Source organism: Halopelagius fulvigenes (assembly GCF_042662625.1).
Lineage (GTDB): Archaea > Halobacteriota > Halobacteria > Halobacteriales > Haloferacaceae > Halopelagius > Halopelagius fulvigenes.
In genome coordinates this window covers 767,851-791,512 of the sequence record NZ_JBHSXH010000009.1, presented here as the reverse complement: position 1 = coordinate 791,512, position 23,662 = coordinate 767,851, and the positions used below count along the sequence as shown (strand labels likewise).

The following is a 23,662-nucleotide window of genomic DNA, read 5'->3' as shown; positions in this document are numbered from 1 at the left end:
GCCGTCACTCGCCCGCGCCCGAATCGTCGCCGAGGCGCGTCCGGACGCTCTCCGCGTGCGCGCCGAGTCCTTCCGCCTCGGCGAGCGTCGTGATGGTGGGAGAGAGGTCCGAGAGCGCGTCCTCGTCGAGTCGTTGCACCGTCGAGGAGCGCAGGAACGTGTCCACCGAGAGGCCGCCGTAGCGCTTCGCGCCGCCGGAGGTGGGGAGGACGTGGTTGGTGCCGGAGGCGTAGTCGCCGGCGGCGACGGGCGTGTACGGGCCGAGGAAGACGCTGCCCGCGTTGGAGATGCGGTCCAAGAGGGCCTCGTCGTCGTCGGCCTGAATCGAGAGGTGTTCGGCCGCGTACTCCTCGGCGAACAGCACCGCCTCGGACATCGACCGGGCCAAGAGGACGCCCGAGGCGTCGTTCGAGAGGGCGTCTTCCACCACGTCGGCACGTTCCGCGTCAGCCGCCCGCGCCGCGGCGGCGTCCGCTATCTCCGCCGCGAGTTCGGCGTCGGCGGTGACGGCGACGACGGAGGCGTTCGGGTCGTGTTCGGCCTGCGCCACCAAGTCGGCGGCGACGTACTCGGGGTTCGCCGTCTCGTCGGCGACGACGAGAATCTCCGAGGGGCCGGCGAGGAAGTCGATGTCCACGTCGCCGCGGACTTCGGCCTTCGCCGCGGTGACCCACCTGTTTCCGGGGCCGACCACCTTCTGGACGGCCTTCACCGTCTCCGTGCCGTAGGCGAGCGCTGAGACGGCCTGCGCGCCGCCGACGCTGTAGACGGCGTCCGCGTCCGCGACGTGTACCGCGGCGAGCGTCACGGGGTGTATCGGTTCGGCGGGCGGGGTGGCGACGGCGACGTGTTCGACGCCGGCCACCTTCGCCGGGATGACGCCCATGAGGACGCTGGAGGGGTACGCGGCGGTGCCGCCGGGGACGTAGACGCCGACGCGTTCGAGGGGGCGGAAGCGACGCCCGAGTTCCCTGCTTCCGGAAGAGCGCTGCTCTTCCGACGTTGCGTTCGCGTCGCTCACGCGACTCTCGAACGATTCGCGCCAGTCCTCCGGCATCTGGCGTTCGTGGAACTCGCGGACGTTCTCGGCGGCGGTTTCGATGGCCTCCCGCACGTCGTCGTCTATCTCGTCGAAGGCGCGTTCGGCGGCGTCCGTCACGTCGATGTTGCCGACTTCGACGCCGTCGAACTCCCGGCAGAACTCCCGCACCGCGACGTCCCCCTCCTCGCGGACGCGGGAGACGATGTCGCGGACGTCCCCGCGAACGTCGGCGACGCCGGCGTCGCGTTCGAAGAGGGACGCTCGTTCGTCGGGCGAGAGTTCGGCGACTTCCCGAACGTCGAGGTTCATGCCTCGCGGTTCGACGCGCCGGCCTAAGGACGTTCCGAAAGCACGGACCGAAGCGGCCGCGCTTCCGTTCCACCTCGCCGTTCCGCGGGGTTGACGTACCTCCGCGACGTTGCGGCCCACATGCTTCGCTCGCCCGTTCGGGTTCTGAGTTTCAACGTCCGCTACGACACCGACAGCGACGGGCGAGACGCGTGGCCGAACCGGCGCGACGCCGTCGTCCGCCTCCTGCGGTACCACCGCCCGGACGTGGTCTGCCTGCAGGAACCCCTCCCGCACCAGTTCCGGGCCGTTCGGGACGCCACCGACCGCTACGAGTGGTTCGGCGTCGGGCGCGCGGGCGACGAGGAGGGCGAGTTCGTCCCCGTCGGCTACGACGCAGAGCGGTTCGAACGCGAGGACGAAGGCGCGTTCTGGCTCTCGGCGACGCCCGACGAACCGGGGAGCGTCGGGTGGGACGCCGACTACCCGCGCGTGGTCACCCGCGTCACCCTCAGAGAACGGGAGACGGGTAGCCGCTTGCACGCCGCGAGCGTCCACTTAGACCACGGCGGCGCGAGGGCGCGCGCGGAGGGCGCGTCGCTTCTCCGGCGGCGACTCGGCGAACTCGACGGCCCCCTCGTCGTCGCGGGCGACTTCAACTGCGAACCGGACTCCGCGCCCTACCGCCGCCTCGTCGGCGACGACGGAGGCGGCGAGGGAGGCGGGACGGACGGCGACAGCGACGCCTCTCCGCTCCGAGACGCGAGGACGCTGGCGGAGGCGGGCCACCACGGCCCCGAGAGGACGTTCCACGGGTTCACCGGCGACGCGACGGAGCGAATCGACTACGTGTTCGTCCGCGACTGCGACGTGTCGCTGACGGCGACGCTCACCGACAGGCGCGACGGCGGCGCGGACGGCGAACGCTACCCGTCGGACCACTTCCCCGTCGCGGCGGACGTGCGCCCGCGGTAGGGACGCTTACTTCGACGACCTACGGCAACCTACGACGACCCGGCGACGCGCCGGTACTCCCAGTCGTCGGTGTACGCGTCCACGAGGCGGGAGCGCATCGTCCGGTTCGCCGCCAACTTCGCCAGGAGGACGGGGCGTCGGAGGAGGCGCGAGACGGCGTACCTCGGCTCTCTGTCCACGTCCTCGACGTCGATTCCGGAGACGGCGTCCATGACGCCGCCGAGGATGTCGGGGCGGCCGTCCTCCAACGCGCCGCGGACGACGTACGCGAGGCGGTACTCGTCGCGCATCCGCCGGTACAGTTCTCCGGGGTAGTCGCCGATTCGCTCCTCGGCGACGAGGCGCGCCAGCAGGTACGACGACTCGACGGCCTGCGAGATGCCCTTGCCCGTGAAGCGGTTGGCGATGCCCGCGGCGTCGCCGACGCGGGCGACGCGCCGCCGGGGGTCCCACGTCCGCGAGTGGTCGAGACTCGGCCCGCGCGGGATGGTGTAGACGTTCGTCGCCGACCGGTCGGGGACGGGCCACCCGTTCCGTTCGCAGGCCGCGACGAACGCCTCGTAGTAGTTCTTGGGGAGGGTGCCCTCGGCCCACCCGATTCCGACGTTCGCGCGCGTCTCGGACTTCGGGAACGCCCACGAGTAGCCGAGGTAGTTCTCGAACAGGATGTGCGCGCGGGGGTACAACTCCGAGAAGTCGCCCTCAACGTCGGCGTTCAGCGCGGTCATCCGGCCGGCGTACTCGCCCGTCCGCCTCTCGGCTTTGCTCGTCAACGAGGGTTGGCCGGTGGCGTCCACCACCAGGTCGTACTCCTCGGAGAACGCGCGGAACGCCGCCTTCGTGACGCCCGCGCCGTCTCGCACGTCCACGCCCGCGTCGGCCACCCGTTCGGCCCACCGGCGTTCGACGACGTTCCGGTCGGTCACGTACCCGTCGCGGGAGGGGAAGACGCCGCGCCCGGCGAGCGTTCGTCCGGCCGTGTCGCCGGTGTAGACGCGCACCTCGAACTCGGGCGGTCGGTTCGCGAAGCCGTACTCGGGCGTCTTCGGGAGGGGAATCGAGGAGGCGTCGGTCATCGCCTCGCCGCAGTTCACCCGCTTTTCCTCGTAACGCTGTCGTTCGTGGAGGGTCACGTCCCACCCCAGTCCGGAGAGCGCGTGGGCGGCCGCCAGACCGGCCATCGCTCCCCCGACGACGACGGCGCGCCCCGCGCGTTCGCGGGCGGCACGGACCGTCTCGCGGTCCAGACGGTCCAAGAAGGGGTCGCCCGACCCGCCGATTCCGTTCATGTCGAGTTATTTGACGTACTCCTCAAAAAACACTCGCGACGCGGCGGTCACTCCCCGGTCGTCGTCAGACCGATCGCGACGCTCTCGACGAGGAGGTCCACCACCGCGTCGTACCGGTCCCGGCCGATGTCCTCCTCGTGTAGCGTCAGGAACGTCACCGCCCGGATGGCGGCCGCCACGGTGTCGGCGTCGTCGCCGCGGACCGCGCCGCTCTCGACCCACGGTTCGACGTACGGGCGGACGAACGCTATCGACGCCTCTCGGTCGGCCTCGACGGCCTCATCTCCCACCTCCCGCCGAAGGTCGTCGAGTTCGTTCTCGACGACGACGCGCCGGGTGAGGGGGTTCGACTCTATCTCCTCGACGACGGCGCGCAGGAAGCGTTCGATGGCCTCGCGGGGGTCGTCCGTCGCCTCGAACGACTCTTCGAGGATGCGCCTCGCAACCTCCTCGCCCTCCGCCTCCAGAATCTCGACGTAGAGTTCCTCCTTCGAGTCGAAAAAGCGGTAGAACGTCGACGGCGCGATGCCGACGGGGTCCGTCAGGTCCGCGATGGTCGTCTTCCGGAGACCGTACCGAGAGAACAGTTCCCGCCCTGTCTCGCGGAGTTCTCGACGGATACGCTCCCGTTCGCCGTCGCTGAAGCCACTCATCACCGCCCCTACGAACGCGTGAATACTCTATGTTTCCGTTTTCGAGAGCCGCCCCGCCGTCGAAAAACGAACGAACGAAATATTCATGAGTTCACGGGACGACGGTTCCCTCGGAGTACACGCGATGAACGACAGACAGACGGCGACGCCTTCGGCGGCCGAGGCGGACGACTCGCGGACGGCGGAACGGGGCGCGGGGAGTCCGGTCGTCCAGGTGAGAGACCTCAGATTCACCTACCCGGGCGCCTCCGAGGAGACGCTTCGCGGCCTCGACTTCGAGATACGCCCCGCCGAGGTGTTCGGCTTCCTCGGCCCGTCGGGGGCCGGGAAGTCGACGACGCAGAAGGTCCTCGTCGGCCTCCTCGACGACTACGAGGGCGAGGTGTCGGTGTTCGGCCGCGACGTTCGCTCGTGGGGCGGCGCGTACTACGAACGGGTCGGCGTCTCCTCGGAAGCGCCGAACACGTACCTGAAACTCTCGGGGCGGGAGAACCTCGCCCTCTTCGCGTCCCTCTACGAGGGCGAGACGCGCGACCCGGAGGAACTGCTGGAACTCGTCGGTCTGACGGACGCCGCGGACCGGCGGGTGTCGGGCTACTCGAAGGGGATGAAGATGCGCCTGAACTTCGCGCGGTCCCTGCTTCACGACCCCGACCTGTTGTTCCTCGACGAACCGACGACGGGATTGGACCCGAGCAACGCGCGGCGCATCAAAGACGTCGTCTCCGACCTCCAAGCCGGCGGGACGACGGTGTTCGTCACCACCCACGACATGGCCGTCGCGGACGAACTCTGCGACCGCGTGGCGTTCATCGTGGACGGCGACATCGCCGTAATCGCGCCGCCTGAGAGTCTCAAGCGGCGGTACGGCTCGAAGCGCGTGCGCGCCGAGTACGTCGCGGAGGACGGAACGACGCGAACCCGCGCGTTCGACCCCGAGGACCCCGCCGACGGCGATTCCCTCGCCGACCTGATCCGCGAGGGGCGGTACGAGTCGCTTCACACCGAGGAGGCGACGCTCGAGGACGTGTTCATCGAGGTGACCGGGAGGGGCCTGCGGTGACGCTCTCGGCCGCCCGCCTCGCGACGCTGATCCGTTCGGACGTGACGCTCCAGCGTCGGTACGGCTTCTACGCCGTCTACGTCTTCGTCACCGTCGCGTTCGCCCTCGGCCTGCGGGCCGTCCCCGACGCGGAGTTGCCGCGCTTCTTCACGCTCGTCGTCCTCTCGGACCCCGCGCTTCTGGGGTTCTACTTCGTCGGCGCTCTCGTCCTCTTCGAGAAGGGCGAGGGCGTCCTCGACGCCCTCGTGACGACGCCGATGTCCGTCTCGGAGTACCTCCTCTCGAAGGTCGTCTCGCTGACGGCGCTGGCGCTTCTCGTCTCGTTCGGCATCGCCCTCCTCGCGGCGGGAACGGCGTTCGACCCCGTCGCCCTGTTCGTCGCCGTCGGTCTGACGGTGCCGTTCTACGTCCTCGTGGGGTTCGTCGCCGTCGCCCGGTTCGACACGCTGAACGCCTACTTTATGTCGGCCATCGTCTACATGACCGCCCTCTCGCTTCCCGTACTGGGCCTGTTCGGACTGGTCGAGTCGCCGCTGTTCTCCCTCTTTCCGGTGCAGGCGTCTCTCGTCCTCCTCGCCGCCGTCTTCGACCCCGCGTCGGCGACGACGCTGGCGTACGGCGTCGGCTACCTCGTCGTCGCCACCGCCGTCGCGTGGGTCGCCGCGCGCCGCGCCTTCGTCCGGCACGTCGTCCGCGGGGGAGACGCGGGCGGCGCGAGCGAACCCGCGACGCCCGGCGGTTTCTCGCGCGCCCTCGGCGACCGGACCCTCGGCGGACGCCGCCTCGGTCCCGTCGGGACGATGGCCGTCGCCGACCTGCGGAAGTGGGTGCAGGACCCCCTGTACCTCTACATCGGGCTCGCGCCGGTCATCCTGGCCGCCGTCACCCGATTCGGCACCCCCTACGTCGCGGCGCGACTCGCCGGGACGTTCGATTTGACGCCGTACTACCCGCTGGCCGTCGCCTTCGTCGCCGTGTTCGTCCCCGGGACGTTCGGGTTCGTCGCGGGCTTCTTCGTCCTCGAAGAACGCGACCAGGGCCTCATCGCCGCGTTCCGGACGACGCCGCTCACCGCCGAGGGCTACCTGCGCTACCGCGTCCTCTCGGTCGTCCTCGTGAGTTTCGTCGTCGCCGCCGTCTGCGTCCCCCTCGCGGGCCTCGTCGCCGTCTCGCCCGCGGTGTACGTCCCCGTCGCCGCCGTCTCGGCGCTCTGGGGTGCCGTCTCCTGCTTCCTGATGGCCTCGCTCGCGTCGAACTCCGTCGAGGGCGTCGCGGTGAGCAAGGCGCTCGGAATCCTCGTGACGATTCCGCTGTTCGGCGTCGCCTTCGTCCCCGAACCGTGGCAGTACGCCCTCGGCGTCTTCCCCACGTTCTGGCCCGCGAAGGCGTTCCTCGTCGGCGCGGCGTCCGGCGTCACCGCCGAGTTCGCCGGACTCCTCGCGGTCGGTGCCGTCGTCCACCTCGTCGCCCTCGCCGCCCTCCAGCGACGCTTCCTCGCCCGCGCCGACTGATCCGAGGCGGCGGACTTCGTTCGGCCGGGTCGTTCGTGAATCCTGATAAAAAGTTAATTATAGTTCGGAGAGACGTCGAACCATGTCAGATGAACACAACCTGCACGATTACGACGAACTCCGCGAGTCCTTCGAGTGGGACGACGTCTACGCGGAGGCGGACTGGGACGCGCCCGATTCGCTGAACATCGCTCACGAGGTGTGCGACAGGCACGCCGAGGATCGGTCGCGCGTCGCCCTCTACTACGCCGGGGCGGACGGGGAACGCGAGACGCTGACGTTCTGGGAGCTCGAAGAGCGGTCGAACCGGTTCGCCAACGTGCTGGAGGACCTCGCGGAACCCGGCGACCGGGTGTTCTCGTACATGCCGCGGCGGCCGGAGCACTACGTCGCCCTCGTCGGGACGCTGAAACGCGGCGCGGTGTGGGGGAGCGTCAACGAACGGTTCGGCCCCGACGGCATCGCCTACCGCCTCGACGACTGCGACGCGAAGGTGGTCGTGACGACGGCGGAGAACCGCGAGACCATCGAACGCGCCCTCGAAGACGCTCCCTCCGTCGAACGCGTCGTGGTCGTCGGCGGGGGCGAAGAACCCTCGGCGGGCGATTTGACGCAGACCGACGAGGAGACGGCCCCGAAGTCGGACGACGTTGCCGAGGGAACCTCGGCAGCCCGCGAGGCTGCGTCTCGCGACGTCGACTTCGCCGAGGCGACGGCCGCGGCGAGTCGTGAGTACGACGCCGCCGACACCTCCGGCGAGGACGACGCCCTCCTCTACTACACGTCGGGAACGACGGGCCCCGCGAAGGGTGTCCTCCACAAACACCGCTGGGTCGCGGGCGTCGCCGCCACCCAACGCTTCGCCGTGGACCTGCAACCCGGCGACTGCTACTGGAGCACCGCCGACTTGGGGTGGCTGACCGGCCCGATAAACACGCTCGGCGCGTGGTTCTGGGGCGCGACGCTGTTCACCTACGAGGGCGAGTTCGACCCCGAGACGTGGGCCGACCTGTTGGACGAGTACCCAATCTCGGTGCTGTTTTCGGTCCCGACGGCCTACCGGATGCTCCGCGCCAACGAGGAGGCGTTCGACGGTGTCAACCTCGATCTGCGCCACGCCCTCTCCATCGGCGAACCCCTCTCCGCGGGCGTCGTTGAGTGGGGCGAGGATACCCTCGGCGTCACCGTACACGACACCTACGGCCAGACGGAGACGGGCAACATGATAATCAATAACTACCCGACGATGGAGGTGCGCCCCGGCAGCATGGGCAAACCCCTCCCCGGCATCGAGGCGGCCGTCGTGGACCCCGACACGGGCGAACCCCTCGGCCCCGGCGAGACCGGAGAGATAGCCCAACGGCCGGGCTACCCGTGCTTCTTCGCAGAGTACTGGGAGAACCCAGAGAAGACGGAGGACTGCTTCGAGAACGGGTGGTACCTCTCGGGCGACTTGGCGCAGGTGGACGAGGACGGCTACTTCTGGTTCGAGGGGCGCGCCGACGACGTGATAATCAGTTCGGGCTACCGCATCGGCCCGTTCGAGGTGGAGAGCGCACTCGGGGAACACGCCGCCGTCGCGGAGGCGGCCGTCGTCCCCAAACCCGACGCGGAACGCGGGAACATCGTCAAGGCGTACGTCGTCCTCACCGACGACGCGGACCCGAGCGACGACCTGAAAGAAGGAATCCGACAGCACGTCCGAGATGAACTCGCCGCCCACGAGTACCCCCGCGAGATAGAGTTCGTCGACGACCTCCCGAAGACGGTGACGGGGAAGATCCGGCGGACGGAACTCCGCGACCGGACGGCGGACCCGGCGGCCTGACCGTCTTACTTCCCGCCCGTCCGCCGGGACGCTTCTTCGACGGCGTCCGGCGCGTAGACGATGCCCGCGCCGATTTCCGGACTGCTCGACCCGTTACTGAAGCGGGCGGTTCGCTCGATTATCTGCTGAACCTGCTTGGCGTTCAGGTCGGGGTTCACCTCCCGAACGAGGGCCACCAACCCGGCCACCTGCGGCGCGGCCATCGACGTTCCGGCGTACCAGTCGTACTCGGCACCCCCGTTCAGTTCCGCGGGGACGCTCGATAGGACGAGGTTCGTCGGGTAGGGGTACTCGGTGTCGTCGGACAGCGACTTCTCCAACGTCTCGTACCCGCCGCCGGGCGCGCCCACGTCCACGTCGCTGGTTCCGTAGTTCGAGTAGAACGCGAGTTCGTTGGTCGGCCCCGTCGCGCTGACGCTGACCGCCCCCGGAACGCTGTTCGGGAGCGTGTAGTAGCCCCCCTGCTGGAGGTTCGACTCGGCGTTGCCCGCACTCGCGGTGACGACGGTTCCCCGCTGGACGGCGCGTTGCACGACGGTCTGGTAGGCGACGTGTTCGCCGGACTTGTGGGCCGACCCCTTGACGACGCCGCCGCCGAGACTCATGTTCGCCGCGTCCGCGCCGATGTCCGCGGCGTAGCCGATGGCGCTGAGGATGTCGAAGTCCGTCGTGAAGAGCGTCGTGACCGTCAGTTCCTCCTCCGTCCCGTCGTCGCGTTCGTGGACGTAGCCGGTCATCTCCGCCCAGTAGAACACCCGCAGGGGCACGACGTCCGCGTCGGGTGCCATCCCGGCGATTCCCGTCGTGCCGTCGTTCTTCCCGGTGGCGATGCCGGCGCAGTGACTCCCGTGGGACTGCACGTCGTCGGCGGCCGCCTGTTCCCGGGTGGTCGGCGCTCCGCGGTAGACGTACGGTTCGAGTTCCTCGGCGCTCCCGTCGGTGAATCCCTGCGGGAGTTTCGCGTCGATGGTCGTATCGCCGGGGACGAACGAGTCGCCCGACGGACTCGTCTCGCCGTCCGCGCGGAACAGTCCGCCGCGCCCGGCGCGCGTCCGCAGGTCCGGGTGCGTCGTGTCGATCCCCGTGTCGATGATGGCGACGGTCGAACCCTCGCCGGTCGCCGCGTCGTGGGCGGCGAACGCGCCCGTCGTCTCCTCCGTCTTGTCCCACTGGAGGTCGGCCAACTCGTCGTCCACCGACGCCGCCGTCTCCCGCAACGCCGGGCCGACGGGACGATACCGCTCGTTCGGTTCCACCGCGCGGACGCCGCCCACGTCGGCCACCGCCGACCGGGACGCCGCGGCGACGAGGAGAACGTCGCCGTCGGCGGTTTCGCCCCGCATCTCGATTCCCTCCCGTTCGAGGCGCTTGCGCGCCCCGCCGCCGGGCGCGGTCACGACGTACTCCGCGCGGCCGTCCGCCGCGCTCGCCACGCCCATCGAACTCAGGACGACTGCGCTACCCGCGATACCTTTGAGGACACCCCTTCTGCTGTGGTTAGACATACCACGCTGCCGTTCGACGGAAGGTAACAAATTCGTTCTCGTTGACACCAATCTGTGGTGGATGTTCTCACGTGACGAAAAACGGAACGTTTCGGGGAGGCGGTACCGCCGCCCGCCTCGAACGGGCGAACTCCGGACGAGCGCTCCGCGAGTGCGGGCGGAGTCAGGGCGATTCGGCGGCGAGTAACTGCCCGACGCCGAACGCGGCGGCGAACGTGACGGCGACGCCCGCGACGCCGGAGACGAATGTCCCGGCGTACGGTCCGACGCCGGCGACGCGGTAGTCCGGGAACAGGCCCGGCACCGTCCGGTAGACGTGCGCCTCCGCGCCGAACCGCGCGGCGAGGTTCCCCATCGGTTCGGCGTACCCGACGACGCCCGCCGCCCACGCGAAAAGCGGCGAGAGCGCCACGAGGCACCCGACGAGGAGGAGCGTTCGCCGCGTCCACGCGGCGTCGACGTTCACGCGGCCACCTCCTCCTCGGCGTCGCGGCCGAACGCGGCGGGCGCGCCGACGGCGCGGAAGAACCGAACCCCGCCGACGGTCAGCAGTCCCTCCGTGAGGCCCAACGCGGCGTGCGAGAGCGTCATCGTCGAAACCGTCTCGGCGAGGCGGTAGTCGAACGCGGCGGACGCGCCGAGTTGGAGTCCCGCGAACAGAGCGGCGGCGGTGACGCCCACCGCCCCGGCGGCGAAGACGGCCGCCGTCTCGTTTCTGCCTGCGAGGACGCGGTACGCCGCGTAACCGACGAGGACGTTCACGACGGCCATGTTCCAGACGTTCGCGCCGAGGACGACCAGTCCGCCGTCGGCGAACACGACGGCTTGGACGGCGACGACGACTGTCATCGCCACCACGCCCGCGGCGGGGCCCAAGAGGATGCCCGCCAACGCGCCGCCGACGAAGTGAGCGCTCGTCCCGCCGGGAATCGGCCAGTTCAACATCTGCGCGGCGAATATCGTCGCCGACGCGAGGGCGAACAGTCTCGCTCGCTCCCCCGAGAGGGTCCCCCGCGCGCGGCGGAACGCCTCGCCCACCGCGCCCGTCGAGGCGACGGCGAAGAGCGTTGCGACGAACGTACTCAGCATTCCGGTGAGAATGTGCATCTGTATTCGTGCCGACAGACGGCAGGTCGATAAATAATGCTCCTGTTTCGAGGGTCGGTTTCGTCCGCCGTGGACCTCAGAGTTCGACGCAGACGGGCGTGTGCGGCACGCAGAGGTACCGACGTTGGGCGGGTTCGCGTCGCCGAAGTCTCCGACCCGCGGTGACCGCCGCCGCCGCGGCAGTCACCGCGACGAGGGCCGGTAGCAGTTCGCTCGCGGCCCACAACGCGAGGGGAACCGCGGCGACGAGGAGGTACGAGACGACGAGGCTCCGCGCCGTAACTGTTCGGTCGTACGCTTCGACGGTCGGAATCGGTGGAAGCGGCTTCATCACAGGTAGACAGACGGCCGCCGACCCCATAATCATAATCTGAATTACATTTTTGTAGCGGGGATTACTGAAACGCGGATACGTAGAGATTCTGATGCGAGGGTCGAATCGCCGCTCCGACCCGCTCAGACGCTCGGCGGGGACTCGGCCGACTCGCGCGTCGTCTCCACCACGTTCAGGTCGCCGTCGACGGTGACCCGGAGCGTCTCGTCGGCTATCTTGATATCGACGCGCAGTCGCCACGGGTCGGTCGATTCGACGGTGACGGGGGCGTCGCTCACGCACCAGTCGAGTCGCCAGTACGGCACGTCCGACAGCGTCTCGCCGTGGTCGGCGTAGAAGTTGCCGACGGCGGACTGGTCGAGGAGGGCCAACCCGACGGCGGCGCACCGTTCGTGGGCGCACTGGCGGCAGACGTGACTCGCCCTGAGCGTCCCGCCGAGGCAGCACTCCTCGCCGCGTTCGATGGTCGTCTCCATGCGCCCGTTGCACTCGGGGCAGACGCCGTCCTTGGCGAGGCAGTTGAGGTGGCGCACTCGCTGGTCGAACGCGTCGAGAACCTCCGCGTCCGTCCTGTCGTGGAGGCCGCCCGGCGGGAACGAGTACTCGCCGTGGCCGTGCCCGCAGGCGGGGCAGTCGATGCACAGCATCTCGTCCTCGTAGTGCGCCGTCAGCGTCTCCCCGCACCGGACGCAGGGGTCGTCGATGTCGAGTTCCCGGCGGGGGTGTTGGGTGAACGACCCCGCGAGGACGGCCTGTACGACGCGCCGACCGGCGGTTCGGAGTTCGTACCCCTCGTCGGTCTTCCGGACGAACTGCCCGGTGAGTTTCCCGAGGTGGTAGTTGAACTGCGCGCTGTCGCGCATCTGTATCTCGTTGCGAACGTCGGAGAACCGCGCCGGCCCGTCGAGTCGCCACAACGCCTCCAGAATCGACAGTCGCGTCTCGTCGCCGACCAGCGAGAAGGCGTCCGCCGGTTCCATGCAGTCGTCGCACGATTGGAGTCCGTCCGCCCTGCTCATGCTCGGACGGACGGAGCGTCGAATCTAAAGTGTTCGCTAAGTCGTATTTTTGTTCGAAATGTGAGACGACGGACGACGGCGGGGTCGGCGGACGGTCGGAGGGGCCGGCGTTACTCGCCCAACGCCTCGCGCATCGCGGCGAGGCCGGCGTCCACGTCCACGTCCGCGCCCTGCGCCTCCAACGCCTCGCCGAGCGTCGTCAGGAGGAACGAGACGTTCTGCGGCCGCGCGGAGTGGCCCATGCAGCCGATGCGGAAGATGTCGCCCGACAGTGCGCCGAGGCCGCCCGCGATTTCGAGGTCGTACTTTTCGAGGAGGTAGTCGATGGCCGCGTCCGCGTCCACGCCGTCGGGGACGAGGACGGCGTTGAGGCTCGGAAGCCAGAACTCGTCGTCGGGGTTGAGTCCGAGGCCCATCGCCTCCGCGCCGGCCTTCAACGCGCCCGCGACGTGCAGGTGCCGGTCCCAACGCTCCTCGATACCCTCCTCGGCGACGAGTCGGAGGGCCTCCCGGAGGGCGTAGACGTTCGTGATGGGCGCGGTGTGGTGGTACGCCCGTTCCTCGCCCCAGTAGCCCTCGAGAAGCGAGATGTCGAGGTACCACGAACGGGGGTCCTCCTCGCGGGAGAGCACCTTGTCCATCGCGCGGTCGTTGAGCGTCAACGGACTCGCGCCCGGCGGACAGGAGAGGCATTTCTGCGGGCCGGCGTAAGCCACGTCGATGCCCCAGTCGTCCACCTCCAACTCGACGCCGCCGAGGGAGGTGACGGTGTCCGCTATCACGTAGGCGTCGTGGTCGTGGGCGACGCTCGTCAACTCGGGGACGTTCGGTTGCTTCACGCCCGTGGAGGTTTCGGCGTGGACGAAGCCGAACACGTCCGGTTGGTGTTCGTCGAAGGCGTCCCGCACGTCGGCGGCGTCGAGGGGTTCGCCCCACGGGGCGTCGACGGTGACCACCTCGCCGCCGGCGCGGCGGGCCACCGACGCCATGCGGTCGCCGAAGTAGCCGTTCGTCGGGACGAGCATCGTCTCGCCCGGTTCGACCACGTTGCCGATGGCCGCCTCCATCGACGCCGACCCGGTACCGGAGACGGGAATCGTCCACTCGTTGTCCGTCCGGAACGCGTAGCGCAGGAGTTCCTGCACGTCCTGCATGATGTCGATGAACGAGGGGTCGAGGTGGCCGACCAACGGCGTGGACATCGCGCGGAGGACGCGTGGGTGGACGTCGCTGGGTCCGGGGCCCATCAACGTGCGGTTCGGGGGCGTCAACTCTCCGACCTCTGGTGCGTCCGTCATACTCTGTCACTACCTCGCCCCGGACGGGATAAAAGCGGACGGTTCGAAGCGTTCCGCGCCGCCGTCTGCGGCCCTCACGTCGGCCGTCGGTCGGCGTTCGGGAGCGTCTCGGCCACCTTCTCTATCGGGTGGGGCGGTTTCTCCGCGCCCTCCCTGTCGCCGAGTTGCGTCCGGCAGGACGTCCCCGGCGCGACGACGGTGTCGCCCCGACTCGCATCGACTTTGGCGAACAGTATCTCGCCGATGGACCGCGAGAGGTCGTAGTGTTCGTCCTCGTAGCCGAACGACCCCGCCATCCCGCAGCATCCGGAGTCGATGGGGTCCACGTCGTAGCCCACCCTCCGGAGGACGCCGACGGCGTGGTGGTCCTTGTTCAGCGCCTTCTGGTTGCAGTGGCCGTGGTACGACAGCGTCTCCGCGGGGCCGCCGTCAGCGACTGCCGCGTTCCGTCCGGCCGCCGCCGTCGCGTCCGCCCCGGCGGTCAGTTCCTCGTCCAGTCTGAACGCGTCCACGAACTCCAACACGCCGTAGGAGGCGGCGCTGAGGGTACGGACGGACTCGCGGTCCAACAGGTCGAGGTACTCGTCTTGGAACATCACGGCGTCGGAGGGTTCGACGAACACCACCGACCACCCGTCCTCGACGTACGGCGCGAGTTCGGCGGCGTTCCGCGCGGCGCGCCGGCGCGCCACGTCCAGAAAGCCCATCGAGAACGCCGCGCGACCGCTGGGAGCGACGTTCTCTGCCAATCGGACGTGGACCCCCGCCGCTTCGAGGACGCGGACGGCGTCTCTCCCCACCTTCGGGTACGAGTAGTTCGTGTAGGTATCGGGGAACAGCAACACGCGGTGATCCGCCTCCGCCTCCGAGACGGCCGGTTCCCGCTCTCGCATCCACTTCTCTAAGGTGTCGCGGGTGAACGTCGGCAGTTCTCGCTCCTCGGCGATGCCGAGCGTCTTCTCCATCGCCGCCCGCGCGCCGGGCACCTTCGACGCCGCGTTCGAGAGGGGCGCGAGGGCGCTTCCGACCCGCGCCGCGAGGTCGACGTTCGCGAACACCTTGTCGCGGAGCGACGACCCCTCCTCGCGGTGGTACTCGTGTTTGACCTCGGCTTTCAACTTCGCTAAGTCCACGCCCGTCGGGCAGTCGTTCTTACAGCCCTTGCACCCGACGCAGAGGTCCAGAATCTCCCGCTGGAAGCGTTCGGAGTACATCTCGTCTTCGGGCAGGTCGCCGCTTATCGCCGCGCGGAGCATGTTCGCCCGGCCGCGGGTCGTCTCCGCCTCGTCCTTCGAGGCGCGGTACGTCGGACACATCGTGTCCGACCCCGTCTGGCGGCACGTCCCGCACCCGTTGCACAACTCGACGAGGTGGGAGAACCCGCCCTCCTCTTCGAAGTCGAGCGTCGTCGCCGGTTCGAGCGAACTGTACGCCGCGCCGTAGCGCAGGTGGTCGCGCATGTCCGTCGGGTCCTCCTCGCGGTAGACAACCTTCCCCGGGTTCATCAGCCAGTCCGGGTCGAACGCCGTCTTCAGTTCCTGGAACGCCGACCACAGCTCCGGTCCGTACATCTTCGGGTTCCACTCCGTCCGGGCGAGGCCGTCGCCGTGTTCGCCCGAGAACGCCCCGCCGTGGTCGAGAACGAGGTCGGTCACGTCGTCCGTGATGCCCCGCATCGTCTCGATTCCGTCCGCGTCCTTCAGGTTCAGGATGGGCCGGATGTGGAGCGTTCCGCTCCCGGCGTGCGCGAAGTACGCCGCGGAGGTGCCGTGGTCCGCCAACACCGCTTCGAACTCCGTGACGTACTCGGCCAACTCCTCCGGCGGCACCGTCGCGTCCTCGATGAACGGGTACGGCTTCGGGTCGCCCTCCAGGGACATCAGGAGCGGAATCGCCGCCTTCCGGAGCTTCCAGATGTCGGCCTGCGCCTCCTCGGTGTAGGCTTCGATGGCCTCGAAGGCGCGTCCGCCCGCGACGGTTCCGTCGGGACTCCCCTCGCCCCGGAGGAAGTGGTCGTTCGTCTCCCGCACCGCCGCCTCGAAGTCGTCGTGGAGTTCGGAGTCGAACTCCAGCATGAGAGCGGCCGCCGTCCCCTCCGGGATGGGTTCGACGTACTGCGCGTACTCGCCGGATTCGGCGGCCATTCGGAACACCTCGTCGTCCATCAGTTCGACCGCGCTGACGTCGAACTCCAACGCGTCCGGCACCGCGGCCATCGCGTCCACCAGGTCCTCGTACGCGTAGAGGACGAGTGCCGTCTCCTCGGGGACGGTCACCAGAGAGACGGTGGCCTCCACGACGACGCCGAGGGTGCCCTCGCTCCCGACGAACAGCTTCGTGAGGTTCATCACCGTCTCGCCGTCGTCGTTCTCGGAGACGACCTTGTGGAGATTGTAGCCCGAGACGCACCGCTTCAGTTCGGGGTAGCGCTCGTCTATCTCCGCCTCGTTCTCCTCGACGAGTCGGCGGACCGTCTCGTAGACGTGCGCCTCCCGGTCGTCCTTCGAGACGATGTCGTCCCACTCCTCGCTGCCGACCACCACGTCGCGGGTGTGGATCACCGACCCGTCGGTCAGCACGACGCGCAGTTCGTCGGTGTACGCGTCGGTGATGCCGTACCTGACCGAGTGCGCGCCCGTCGAGTTGTTCCCGATGCCGCCGCCCACCGTCGCTCGGTTCGAGGAGGCCGGGTCGGGTGCGAACTTCAGACCGTACTCCGAGAGTCTGTCGTCTAAGTCGTCCTGTACGACGCCGGGTTGGACCGTCGCCGTCCGCCCCTCGGGGTCTATCTCCACCACCTCGTCCATGTACTTCGAGAAGTCCACGACGACGCAGCCCGGCCCGACAGTCTGTCCCGCAAGCGACGACCCCGCGCCGCGGGGGAGAACCGGCACGCCGTGCTCGGACGCTATCCGGACCGTCTCCCGAACGTCATCCTCGTCGCGCGGGATGACGACGCCCGCGGGGCGCGCGCCGTATATCGACCCGTCGGTGGCGTACAACACCTGCGCGTACTCGTCGAACCGAACCTCGCCCGAGACGGCGTCGCGCAGATCCGACGCCACGTCCGCGTACTCCGCTACGTCCTTGACGTCGTAATCGCCCGCCGCTTGGAATGCCTGAAAGTCGTGCGAATCGGCGCTCTCGGCGCTGTGCCCGTACCGCGTCTTCGGTCGGCGTTCCTCGGAGGCCATTAGGATGAATTATCATGTGGGTTCTGATAAAACTGTGTGCCGTGTGCGAACGGTACGCACCCTCAGGTCGGCCGAGGATAGTACCGCCCGCCGACCCGCACTCGAACCGCGTTCCTCCCGCGGTCAAAAGGGCGTATCCGCCGCCGCGTGGACTTGTCTCGTCACGCTGACGACGAGGTACAGGACCGCACCGACGAAGGCGACGGCACCGAACGCGCTGGAGACGCCGGGGAGGGTCCACGCGACGAACTCGGGCAGACCGTTCGAAGACAACGGTATCAGTAGGAGGGCGACGCCCCGGCGAATCGACCGCTGTATCTCGGAGTCGGACACGGTCGGGCGTCGGGAGATTCGATATAAAATGGTTCCGAGACCGACACGCCCGACGGAGGGGGGCACCGGCGACGGTGCGCTCAGGACTCGGCGTAGAGGACGGCGAGGACGGTGAACAGCCCGATTTCGGCGGCTTTCGACGCGGCGGCCCAGAGGTCGGTCGTGAGGTGGGAGACGACGTTCTCCATCGGCGAGAGGCCGTGGAGGAGCGGTTCGCGTCCCGGGAGGAAGCCGCCGTGGCCGGTGAAGTGCCACGCGAAGTAGCCGACGACGTAGAGGGCCGACAGGAGCATCCCCGCGAGGTAGTAGGGCCGTCGGTCCCGCGCGTTGCGACTCAGCGAGACGCCGACGAGGAGGGCGGTTCCGGAGAGGACGAACGCCACCGGGCGGGGGTCGTACTGCAGGAGTCGCCAATCGCCGTTGAGCGCGGCGAACAGTTCCACCATCCCGTGACTCGGGTGCAGGAGGTGGAGGAGGGCGACGAGGACGGCCAGGCCCGCGCCGGCGTACGAGAGCGCTCTCGTCGGCCCTTCGGAGTCGTTCGCGGACCACGAGGCCGTCGAACTGTCGGACGTGTTCATTGTCGGCCGGAGGGCGGCCAAGTATAACTGTCTCATCCTTTGTCCTCGAGGTGCGACGGACGCACCACACTCCGCGGACGGTGGCGCACCCGGCCCTCGGACGCCCGAGTCGCGCCGACCCTCACAACTCGACGTTCGGGACGAACTGCCCCGTCTCCCGGCGCACGCCGCCGAGGAGCAACACGGCGGCCGCGAGGGGGAGGAGCGCGCAGGCGAGGTACACCGGGAAGAAGCCCACCGCCTCTATCAACGGGAGAGCGACTATCGGGCCGAATCCGCCGCCGATATCGCCGAACACGTTGTTCGTGCCGACGGCGCGACCCATCCGGTCGTCGGCGACGAGGTCCGCGAGGAGGGCCATCAACGGTCCGCTGGTGCCGCCCTGTCCGGTGCCGACGAAGAGGCAGGCGACGGCCAGCGTCGCCACCGAGTCCGCGAAGGCGAGGAGGAGAAAGCCGAGCGACGTCGTCCCGAGGAACACGAGCAGGACCGGGACGCGCGACTGCCGCCGGTCGCTGACGTACCCGCCGAGGTACATGGAGACGCCCGCGGCGACGACGGTGACGGCCATGAAGATGCCCGACGACCCCTGCGAGTCGAACCCGAACACCCCGATGTCGTTCCGGTCGAGGAAGAGCACCAGCGTGGCGAACAGCGCGCCGATGTAGACGAACAGGACGGCGAAGTTCACCGCGCCGACGGTCAACGCGGGGAGGCTCGTGTCCACGTCCCACGGCTTGACCGACTTCCCCGAGCGCTCCTCGACGTGCGTCTCCGGCACCGTCGCGTACGCCACGACGCTGGCGAAGAACGCGAAGACGGTGGCGACGGCGAACGCGGGGACGGTGCCCCAGAACTCGCTGACGACGCCGCCGACCACCACGCCCGTCGGGAAGCCGAACAGGACGCCGCCCCTGATGAGGCCCATGCTCGCGCCGCGGGAGCGGTTGGTGCTCACGTCGGCGGCTATCGTGTACGCCGTCGCGAAGACGAGAGCGCTGCCGACGCCCCAGAGGATGCGCGCGGCCATGAACCACCCCGCGGGGAACGGCGCGAGCATCGCGGCGACGTACCCGGAGGTGGCGAACCCCTGGACGAACATCCCGACGACGAACGGCGTCCGCGTCCCGATTCGGTCCACGAGGACGCCCGCGGGGGCGTTGGCGACCAGCCGAGAGAAGCGATTCGCGCTCAGGATGAGACCGACGAGGAACGGCGAGATGCCGAGCACCGCGCCGAGGTTCGGCAGGATGGGGAAGATGACGCCGCCGCCGAAGCCGATGAAGAACGTGCTGACGATGACCGCCCCGACGACGACGGACCGTTCGCTCGCGGCCCCGCGGACGCGGTTCGACAGTCGCTCGATGGGACCCGCTTTTGACACGAGAGACGACCTCAGACGCGCTCTCCGCGGCGTACTCGCGGTACTGCTCGCGCCGGAGTGGAGGCCCCGGCGGCCCGACTCGCCCGCGGTTTCCAGAACGGACCCCGTAACGGCGTCGAGACGGAGACGCCGCCGCTAACGTGCATTCCCGATTGTTGGCCGAATTTTCTCTAAAGGGTTTGGGTACGCCGCCCGATTCGCCGGCTTCCCCGCGCTCCGGCGTCCCCGCGTCCCCTCATCCCGGCGGCGGCGGCGAGTCTCACGTCTCGATGTTCGGGCGAGCGGGGTGGTTCGCGTCCGAACCGCCGAACGACGACGGCACAACAGTTTTGCCGAACCGCTCGACACTCACTGTTACAACCAATGAATACACAGGTGGACACGTACCTCGTCACGCAGACGAACCTCTCGGGCGACCGTTCGACGGCGGACGTCGTCCGGGCGGCCATCGCCGGCGGAGTGGACGCCGTTCAGCTCCGCGAGAAGCACGCGACAGCCCGCGAGCGGTACGAACTCGCTCGGGAACTCCGGCGGATAACCGCCGAGGCGGGCGTCCTCTTCGTCGTCAACGACCGGGTTGACATCGCCGTCGCCGCCGACGCCGACGGCGTCCACCTCGGGGATGACGACCTGCCAATCTCGGTGGCCCGCGACCAACTCGGCCCCGAGGGCGTCGTCGGCCGGTCCGTCTCGACGGTCGAAGGCGCGCGGAACGCCGAGGCGGCGGGCGCGGACTACCTCGGCGTCGGCGCGGTCTTCTCGACGTCCTCGAAGGACGTGGACGACGACGAGGCCGAAATCGGCACCGAGACGGTCGCCGCGATAGCCGACGCCGTGGACGTGCCCGTCGTCGGCATCGGCGGCATCACTCCGGAGAACGCCGCCGACGTGGCCGCCGCCGGGGCGGACGGGGTGGCCGTCATCTCGGCCATCGCCGGGTCGGACGACCCCGAGGAGGCGACGCGCCGTCTCGCGACCGCGGTCCGCGAAGGGAGGGCGAGCTGATGACTCCCGACGTGAACCTCGCGGACGCCCTCTCGACGGTGCGCGAGGAGCAACCGCTGGTCAACTGCCTCACGAACGTGGTGACGGTCAACGAAGTCGCCAACGTGACCCTCCACTGGGGCGGCCTCCCCGTCATGTCCGACGACGAACGGGAGGTGAGCGACATGGTGGCCATCGCGGACGGATGCCTCCTGAACATGGGGACCGTGAGCGAACGCGGCGAGGAGGCGATGGTGACCGCGGGCGAGGCGGCGAACGAACACGGCGTCCCGGTTGTCGTAGACCCCGTGGGCGTCGGCGCGACGCCGACGCGCGACCGGGTCGCGGAACGCCTCGTCACCGAACTCGAACCCGCCGTGATCAACGGCAACTACGGCGAGATAACCGCCCTCTCGGGCGACGACGCGGAAGTCCGGGGCGTCGAGTCCGTCGGCGAGTACGCCGACATCGCCGCGAACGCGACGGCACTCGCCGACCAGACGGGGGCCGTCGTCGTCGCCTCCGGCGAGGTGGACATCGTCGCCACCGCCGAGGAGGCGTACCGCGTGGAAGTCGGCCACGAGATGCTCTCCACCGTCGTCGGCACCGGGTGCATGCTCGGCGTCACACTCGCCGTGTTCGCCGGCGCGTTGGGCGACGACGCGGAGGCGGCACTCGCCGGGACGGCGGCGTTCGGCCTCGCGGGCGAGGCGGCCGCAGCGGGCGAGTACGGCGACTACGCCGGCCCCGGGAGCTTCGAGACGGCGTTCCGCGACGCGGTGGCCGATTTCGACGGGGAGGACGCCGACGCCGGCGACCGAATCGAGGCCGTCGCCACCGAGTGACCGACCCCCGAGAGCGCGTCGTCCGACCCGCTCTTCTCGGAAGTCCGACATACCGGGGAAATCGCCGGGCGGGAGGGGGACGAGCGACGGGCTAATTTTTAGGCGAGGCGAAAACATGTCGAGTAAGCGTAAGGTTTGAGTACTCCGGGCACCTACGACGGAGTGATGAGTTCCCAAGAGACCGCCACCCGGAAAGCAGGAAGCATCGAAGACAACCCCGTTCGCCTCGAACGGGAGAAAGCCGAACAGATAATCGGCGCGCTGAACACCGACCTCGCGGACGCGTACGTCCTCTACCACCAGCTCCACAAGCACCACTGGAACGTCGAGGGCGCCGAACACCTCGGCCTCCACCGGTTCTTCCAGGAGGCGTACGAGGACGTCGAGGAGGCGGCAGACGAGATAGCGGAACGCCTCCAGACGCTCGGCGGCGTCCCCCACGCGAGCATGTCCGCCCTCTCCGAGGCGGCGACGGTCGAACCCGAGGACGAGGACGTCTACGACGTCCGCACCTCGATGGAGAACGACCTGGAGATGTACGGCGACATCATCGAGAGCTACCGCGAGCACATCACCCTCGCGGAGGGGCTGGGCGACCACACGACGGCCCACATGCTCCGCGAACAGCTGACCGAGTTAGAGGAGCACGCTCACGTCATCGAGCACTACCTCGCCGACGACTCCCTCAAGCAGTAAAGCGACCTGCGACGGAACTCGGCGGTCCACTCCGACCCGTCACGGCGACGGGTCGATTTCGTCGCTGAGAAGCACTTCGGCCAACCGTTCTGCGACGTCCGGACTCACCGTTCCGACGAGTGCCGACGCCTCCGCCTCGTACTCGTCGATGCGGAGGACGTCCCGACAGAAGCGACAGAGGATCTCGTACGTCCGGGCGAGTCGGTCCGCGCGCGACTCCCCTTCTTCGGTGAGGACGACTCCCTCGTACGGTTCGTGGTCGACCAACCCCCGTTCGTCGAGTCGTTCGGCCATCTCCGTCGCCGCCGCGGGCGACCGACCGAGTTCGGCGGCTATCGACCCGGTGGAGACGGGCGCCGTCTCGTTCGGTCGCAGTCTACGGATAGCGAGGAGATACCGCGCGTCGGGGACCATCTCGGCGTGGGACTGGGCCCGCCGAGTTACTCCCGCGGTTCCACGACCGTATCGGTCCCTATCCAGCCGTCGGAGTTTCCGGACTCGATGAAGACGTACGTCCCGGGAGAGCCTTCGCAAACGCCGATTTCGGTCTCTTCGTCTGATTCGTTCGACCGCTCGTCCTCCGGTTGGGAGAGTGGAGGCGTCGCCATTGAGAGTTGTTTAGGCAGACCTAAAATAAAAACGTTCGGTCTTCCGTGCCACGACGGTACAGGGTTCGGACGTATCAGTCCCGCGGACGCGTTCGTCGGTCGGCGCGCAGTGAGGGGTCACGCGGAGTCGCCGACGCGGACGGACGCCAACCCGCGCGGCCGGTCGCGACTGCGCACCGTCACCGTCACGCGGAGGGACGACGCGGGGTCCGACTCCTCGGAGACGGACAGAGACGGGTAACCGTCGCCGAATCCCGTCCGCCCGTCCGACCGACGCCGCCCGTCGGCGTCCCTGAGGAGTTCGATCACCAACGGAAGCGTCGGGACGGTCCGCCGGTCGTCGCGGAGTCTGTAGCCGTCGAGGGTGATGCGGCGAACCGCGCCCCCCGAATCGCCCGCCTCGACCGTCTCCACCTCGTAGACATCCACGACCGACTTTGCCCGGAGGCGCGCGAGGGCGGCCTCCACCGGGCGGTCCGAGGAGTCCACCGCCGAGAGCGTCGCCGCCGCGGTTTCCAGGACTCGGGCCTGTTCCGTCGGCGAGAGGTGGTCGTCGATGTCGCGCGCCATGCACCGCAACAGGGCGACGCAGAGTTCGTGCCTGTCGGCGACGGTTTCGGCGGCGTCGAAGTACGAGTCCATCACCGCGTCTTCGACCGTTCGGTACCCGTGCACCGAGAGGGCCTCGAAGACGGCGGCGGCGACGTCGTGGCAGAACTCGACGAGTTCCGAGGGGACGACGCCCCCCGCCGTCGGTTCGGGCGGCGTCGTCCGGTCCGCCTCCGAAGCGGACGGGGCGGACGCCTCGCAGACGATGGGGTCGTGGACCATCACCCGCGGGTCGTACCGCCTGAGGGCCGCCCGGTACTCCTCGGCCAACCTCGCCGCCGACGCCGCCGCCGCGCGGTCCTCGAATCGGGCGTCCGCGACGGGGACGATTCGCTCGCCCGTCCGACCGCAGACGATGCCGTACCGGCCGTCGGCGGCGGCGAGTTCGTCGATGCGGTCCCGTATCTCTCGGAGTGACCGGCCGACCATCACCGACCCTCCGAGGGTCGGACTTCGCTCCCGGCAGTCGGTCGCAGTCGCGCCACCTCCGAGTTCATCGTTGCCGTTTTAGGACGG

General features: G+C 69.0%; 23 protein-coding genes. 7 read left to right on the top strand and 16 right to left on the bottom strand.

Features of this window, described 5'->3' with window-relative positions:
* Positions 1-4: 4 nt before the first annotated feature.
* Positions 5-1,351, bottom strand: a complete 1,347-nt coding sequence (gene hisD / locus ACFQEV_RS06545; RefSeq protein WP_379693856.1) for a histidinol dehydrogenase — start codon at positions 1,349-1,351, stop codon at positions 5-7.
* Between the two features lie 120 nt (positions 1,352-1,471).
* Between hisD and ACFQEV_RS06540 the strand changes: the two genes are divergently transcribed.
* On the top strand, positions 1,472-2,305 hold the full coding sequence (locus tag ACFQEV_RS06540; protein ID WP_379693854.1) for an endonuclease/exonuclease/phosphatase family protein: 834 nt from the start codon (positions 1,472-1,474) through the stop codon (positions 2,303-2,305).
* Between the two features lie 29 nt (positions 2,306-2,334).
* On the opposite strand, the gene ACFQEV_RS06535 is transcribed toward ACFQEV_RS06540, so the two are convergent.
* Positions 2,335-3,594: an NAD(P)/FAD-dependent oxidoreductase gene (locus ACFQEV_RS06535; RefSeq protein ID WP_379693851.1), complete on the bottom strand. Its 1,260-nt coding sequence runs from the start codon at positions 3,592-3,594 to the stop codon at positions 2,335-2,337.
* 47 nt (positions 3,595-3,641) lie between these two features.
* Positions 3,642-4,247 carry a TetR/AcrR family transcriptional regulator gene (locus ACFQEV_RS06530; protein WP_379693848.1) on the bottom strand — a complete coding sequence of 202 codons (606 nt, stop codon included), beginning with the start codon at positions 4,245-4,247 and terminating at the stop codon, positions 3,642-3,644.
* Positions 4,248-4,371: 124 nt separating this feature from the next.
* Between ACFQEV_RS06530 and ACFQEV_RS06525 the strand changes: the two genes are divergently transcribed.
* The 3 genes from ACFQEV_RS06525 (at position 4,372) to ACFQEV_RS06515 (ending at position 8,649) form a co-directional block, all read left to right on the top strand.
* Positions 4,372-5,310, top strand: coding sequence for an ABC transporter ATP-binding protein (locus tag ACFQEV_RS06525; RefSeq protein WP_379693846.1), 939 nt, complete (start codon positions 4,372-4,374; stop codon positions 5,308-5,310).
* On the top strand, positions 5,307-6,821 hold the full coding sequence (locus ACFQEV_RS06520; protein ID WP_379693843.1) for an ABC transporter permease: 1,515 nt from the start codon (positions 5,307-5,309) through the stop codon (positions 6,819-6,821). Before ACFQEV_RS06525 ends, ACFQEV_RS06520 begins: the two co-directional genes overlap by 4 nt.
* A gap of 82 nt (positions 6,822-6,903) precedes the next feature.
* Positions 6,904-8,649: an AMP-binding protein gene (locus tag ACFQEV_RS06515; protein WP_379693840.1), complete on the top strand. Its 1,746-nt coding sequence runs from the start codon at positions 6,904-6,906 to the stop codon at positions 8,647-8,649.
* Positions 8,650-8,654: 5 nt separating this feature from the next.
* On the opposite strand, the gene ACFQEV_RS06510 is transcribed toward ACFQEV_RS06515, so the two are convergent.
* From ACFQEV_RS06510 to ACFQEV_RS06465, 10 genes are all read right to left on the bottom strand, one after another.
* A complete protein-coding gene (locus ACFQEV_RS06510; RefSeq protein WP_379693837.1) occupies positions 8,655-10,154 on the bottom strand; it encodes a S8 family peptidase in 1,500 nt (499 codons plus the stop codon).
* A 163-nt stretch (positions 10,155-10,317) separates the two neighbouring features.
* On the bottom strand, positions 10,318-10,620 hold the full coding sequence (locus ACFQEV_RS06505; protein ID WP_379693834.1) for a PDGLE domain-containing protein: 303 nt from the start codon (positions 10,618-10,620) through the stop codon (positions 10,318-10,320).
* Positions 10,617-11,261 carry an energy-coupling factor ABC transporter permease gene (locus ACFQEV_RS06500; protein WP_379693832.1) on the bottom strand — a complete coding sequence of 215 codons (645 nt, stop codon included), beginning with the start codon at positions 11,259-11,261 and terminating at the stop codon, positions 10,617-10,619. The genes ACFQEV_RS06505 and ACFQEV_RS06500 overlap by 4 nt, the downstream gene beginning before the upstream one ends.
* A gap of 76 nt (positions 11,262-11,337) precedes the next feature.
* Positions 11,338-11,592, bottom strand: coding sequence for a hypothetical protein (locus ACFQEV_RS06495; RefSeq protein WP_379693830.1), 255 nt, complete (start codon positions 11,590-11,592; stop codon positions 11,338-11,340).
* 125 nt (positions 11,593-11,717) lie between these two features.
* Positions 11,718-12,614 (bottom strand): winged helix-turn-helix domain-containing protein, encoded by an 897-nt coding sequence (locus ACFQEV_RS06490; RefSeq protein ID WP_379693828.1) that lies wholly within the window; start codon positions 12,612-12,614, stop codon positions 11,718-11,720.
* Between the two features lie 110 nt (positions 12,615-12,724).
* Complete coding sequence (locus tag ACFQEV_RS06485) at positions 12,725-13,861, bottom strand: pyridoxal-phosphate-dependent aminotransferase family protein (RefSeq protein ID WP_379694564.1); 1,137 nt, start codon at positions 13,859-13,861, stop codon at positions 12,725-12,727.
* A gap of 125 nt (positions 13,862-13,986) precedes the next feature.
* Positions 13,987-17,106, bottom strand: a complete 3,120-nt coding sequence (locus tag ACFQEV_RS06480; protein ID WP_379693826.1) for an FAD-binding and (Fe-S)-binding domain-containing protein — start codon at positions 17,104-17,106, stop codon at positions 13,987-13,989.
* Between the two features lie 123 nt (positions 17,107-17,229).
* Positions 17,230-17,439 (bottom strand): hypothetical protein, encoded by a 210-nt coding sequence (locus tag ACFQEV_RS06475; protein WP_379693824.1) that lies wholly within the window; start codon positions 17,437-17,439, stop codon positions 17,230-17,232.
* Positions 17,440-17,519: 80 nt separating this feature from the next.
* Positions 17,520-18,056 carry a hypothetical protein gene (locus tag ACFQEV_RS06470; RefSeq protein ID WP_379693822.1) on the bottom strand — a complete coding sequence of 179 codons (537 nt, stop codon included), beginning with the start codon at positions 18,054-18,056 and terminating at the stop codon, positions 17,520-17,522.
* A gap of 85 nt (positions 18,057-18,141) precedes the next feature.
* Positions 18,142-19,377 (bottom strand): MFS transporter, encoded by a 1,236-nt coding sequence (locus tag ACFQEV_RS06465; protein ID WP_379694561.1) that lies wholly within the window; start codon positions 19,375-19,377, stop codon positions 18,142-18,144.
* Positions 19,378-19,767: 390 nt separating this feature from the next.
* Here ACFQEV_RS06465 and thiE point away from each other — a divergent pair, with 390 nt between their 5' ends.
* The 3 genes from thiE to dpsA all read left to right on the top strand — a co-directional run bounded on the left by thiE (position 19,768) and on the right by dpsA (position 21,929).
* Positions 19,768-20,409, top strand: a complete 642-nt coding sequence (thiE, locus tag ACFQEV_RS06460; protein ID WP_379693820.1) for a thiamine phosphate synthase — start codon at positions 19,768-19,770, stop codon at positions 20,407-20,409.
* On the top strand, positions 20,409-21,233 hold the full coding sequence (gene thiM, locus ACFQEV_RS06455) for a hydroxyethylthiazole kinase (protein WP_379693818.1): 825 nt from the start codon (positions 20,409-20,411) through the stop codon (positions 21,231-21,233). Before thiE ends, thiM begins: the two co-directional genes overlap by 1 nt.
* 165 nt (positions 21,234-21,398) lie before the next feature.
* A complete protein-coding gene (gene dpsA / locus ACFQEV_RS06450) occupies positions 21,399-21,929 on the top strand; it encodes a DNA starvation/stationary phase protection protein DpsA (RefSeq protein WP_379693816.1) in 531 nt (176 codons plus the stop codon).
* A 39-nt stretch (positions 21,930-21,968) separates the two neighbouring features.
* Here dpsA and ACFQEV_RS06445 read toward each other — a convergent pair whose 3' ends face one another.
* The 3 genes from ACFQEV_RS06445 to ACFQEV_RS06435 form a co-directional block, all read right to left on the bottom strand.
* Complete coding sequence (locus tag ACFQEV_RS06445) at positions 21,969-22,343, bottom strand: metal-dependent transcriptional regulator (protein ID WP_379693814.1); 375 nt, start codon at positions 22,341-22,343, stop codon at positions 21,969-21,971.
* Between the two features lie 26 nt (positions 22,344-22,369).
* Positions 22,370-22,537 carry a hypothetical protein gene (locus ACFQEV_RS06440; RefSeq protein ID WP_379693812.1) on the bottom strand — a complete coding sequence of 56 codons (168 nt, stop codon included), beginning with the start codon at positions 22,535-22,537 and terminating at the stop codon, positions 22,370-22,372.
* Positions 22,538-22,654: 117 nt separating this feature from the next.
* A complete protein-coding gene (locus ACFQEV_RS06435; RefSeq protein ID WP_379693810.1) occupies positions 22,655-23,575 on the bottom strand; it encodes a DUF7551 domain-containing protein in 921 nt (306 codons plus the stop codon).
* Positions 23,576-23,662: the final 87 nt, after the last annotated feature.

Excerpts from the sequence above, each read along its gene's own strand:
- hisD (WP_379693856.1), bottom strand. The coding sequence starts at position 1,351 with ATGAACCTCGACGTTCGGGAAGTCGCCGAACTCTCGCCCGACGAACGA.
- ACFQEV_RS06540 (WP_379693854.1), top strand. The coding sequence starts at position 1,472 with ATGCTTCGCTCGCCCGTTCGGGTTCTGAGTTTCAACGTCCGCTACGAC.
- ACFQEV_RS06535 (WP_379693851.1), bottom strand. The coding sequence starts at position 3,594 with ATGAACGGAATCGGCGGGTCGGGCGACCCCTTCTTGGACCGTCTGGAC.
- ACFQEV_RS06530 (WP_379693848.1), bottom strand. The coding sequence starts at position 4,247 with ATGAGTGGCTTCAGCGACGGCGAACGGGAGCGTATCCGTCGAGAACTC.
- ACFQEV_RS06525 (WP_379693846.1), top strand. The coding sequence starts at position 4,372 with ATGAACGACAGACAGACGGCGACGCCTTCGGCGGCCGAGGCGGACGAC.
- ACFQEV_RS06515 (WP_379693840.1), top strand. The coding sequence starts at position 6,904 with ATGTCAGATGAACACAACCTGCACGATTACGACGAACTCCGCGAGTCC.
- ACFQEV_RS06510 (WP_379693837.1), bottom strand. The coding sequence starts at position 10,154 with ATGTCTAACCACAGCAGAAGGGGTGTCCTCAAAGGTATCGCGGGTAGC.
- ACFQEV_RS06500 (WP_379693832.1), bottom strand. The coding sequence starts at position 11,261 with ATGCACATTCTCACCGGAATGCTGAGTACGTTCGTCGCAACGCTCTTC.
- ACFQEV_RS06495 (WP_379693830.1), bottom strand. The coding sequence starts at position 11,592 with ATGAAGCCGCTTCCACCGATTCCGACCGTCGAAGCGTACGACCGAACA.
- ACFQEV_RS06490 (WP_379693828.1), bottom strand. The coding sequence starts at position 12,614 with ATGAGCAGGGCGGACGGACTCCAATCGTGCGACGACTGCATGGAACCG.
- ACFQEV_RS06485 (WP_379694564.1), bottom strand. The coding sequence starts at position 13,861 with ATGGGCCCCGGACCCAGCGACGTCCACCCACGCGTCCTCCGCGCGATG.
- ACFQEV_RS06480 (WP_379693826.1), bottom strand. The coding sequence starts at position 17,106 with ATGGCCTCCGAGGAACGCCGACCGAAGACGCGGTACGGGCACAGCGCC.
- ACFQEV_RS06470 (WP_379693822.1), bottom strand. The coding sequence starts at position 18,056 with ATGAGACAGTTATACTTGGCCGCCCTCCGGCCGACAATGAACACGTCC.
- thiE (WP_379693820.1), top strand. The coding sequence starts at position 19,768 with ATGAATACACAGGTGGACACGTACCTCGTCACGCAGACGAACCTCTCG.
- thiM (WP_379693818.1), top strand. The coding sequence starts at position 20,409 with ATGACTCCCGACGTGAACCTCGCGGACGCCCTCTCGACGGTGCGCGAG.
- dpsA (WP_379693816.1), top strand. The coding sequence starts at position 21,399 with ATGAGTTCCCAAGAGACCGCCACCCGGAAAGCAGGAAGCATCGAAGAC.
- ACFQEV_RS06445 (WP_379693814.1), bottom strand. The coding sequence starts at position 22,343 with ATGGTCCCCGACGCGCGGTATCTCCTCGCTATCCGTAGACTGCGACCG.
- ACFQEV_RS06440 (WP_379693812.1), bottom strand. The coding sequence starts at position 22,537 with ATGGCGACGCCTCCACTCTCCCAACCGGAGGACGAGCGGTCGAACGAA.
- ACFQEV_RS06435 (WP_379693810.1), bottom strand. The coding sequence starts at position 23,575 with ATGGTCGGCCGGTCACTCCGAGAGATACGGGACCGCATCGACGAACTC.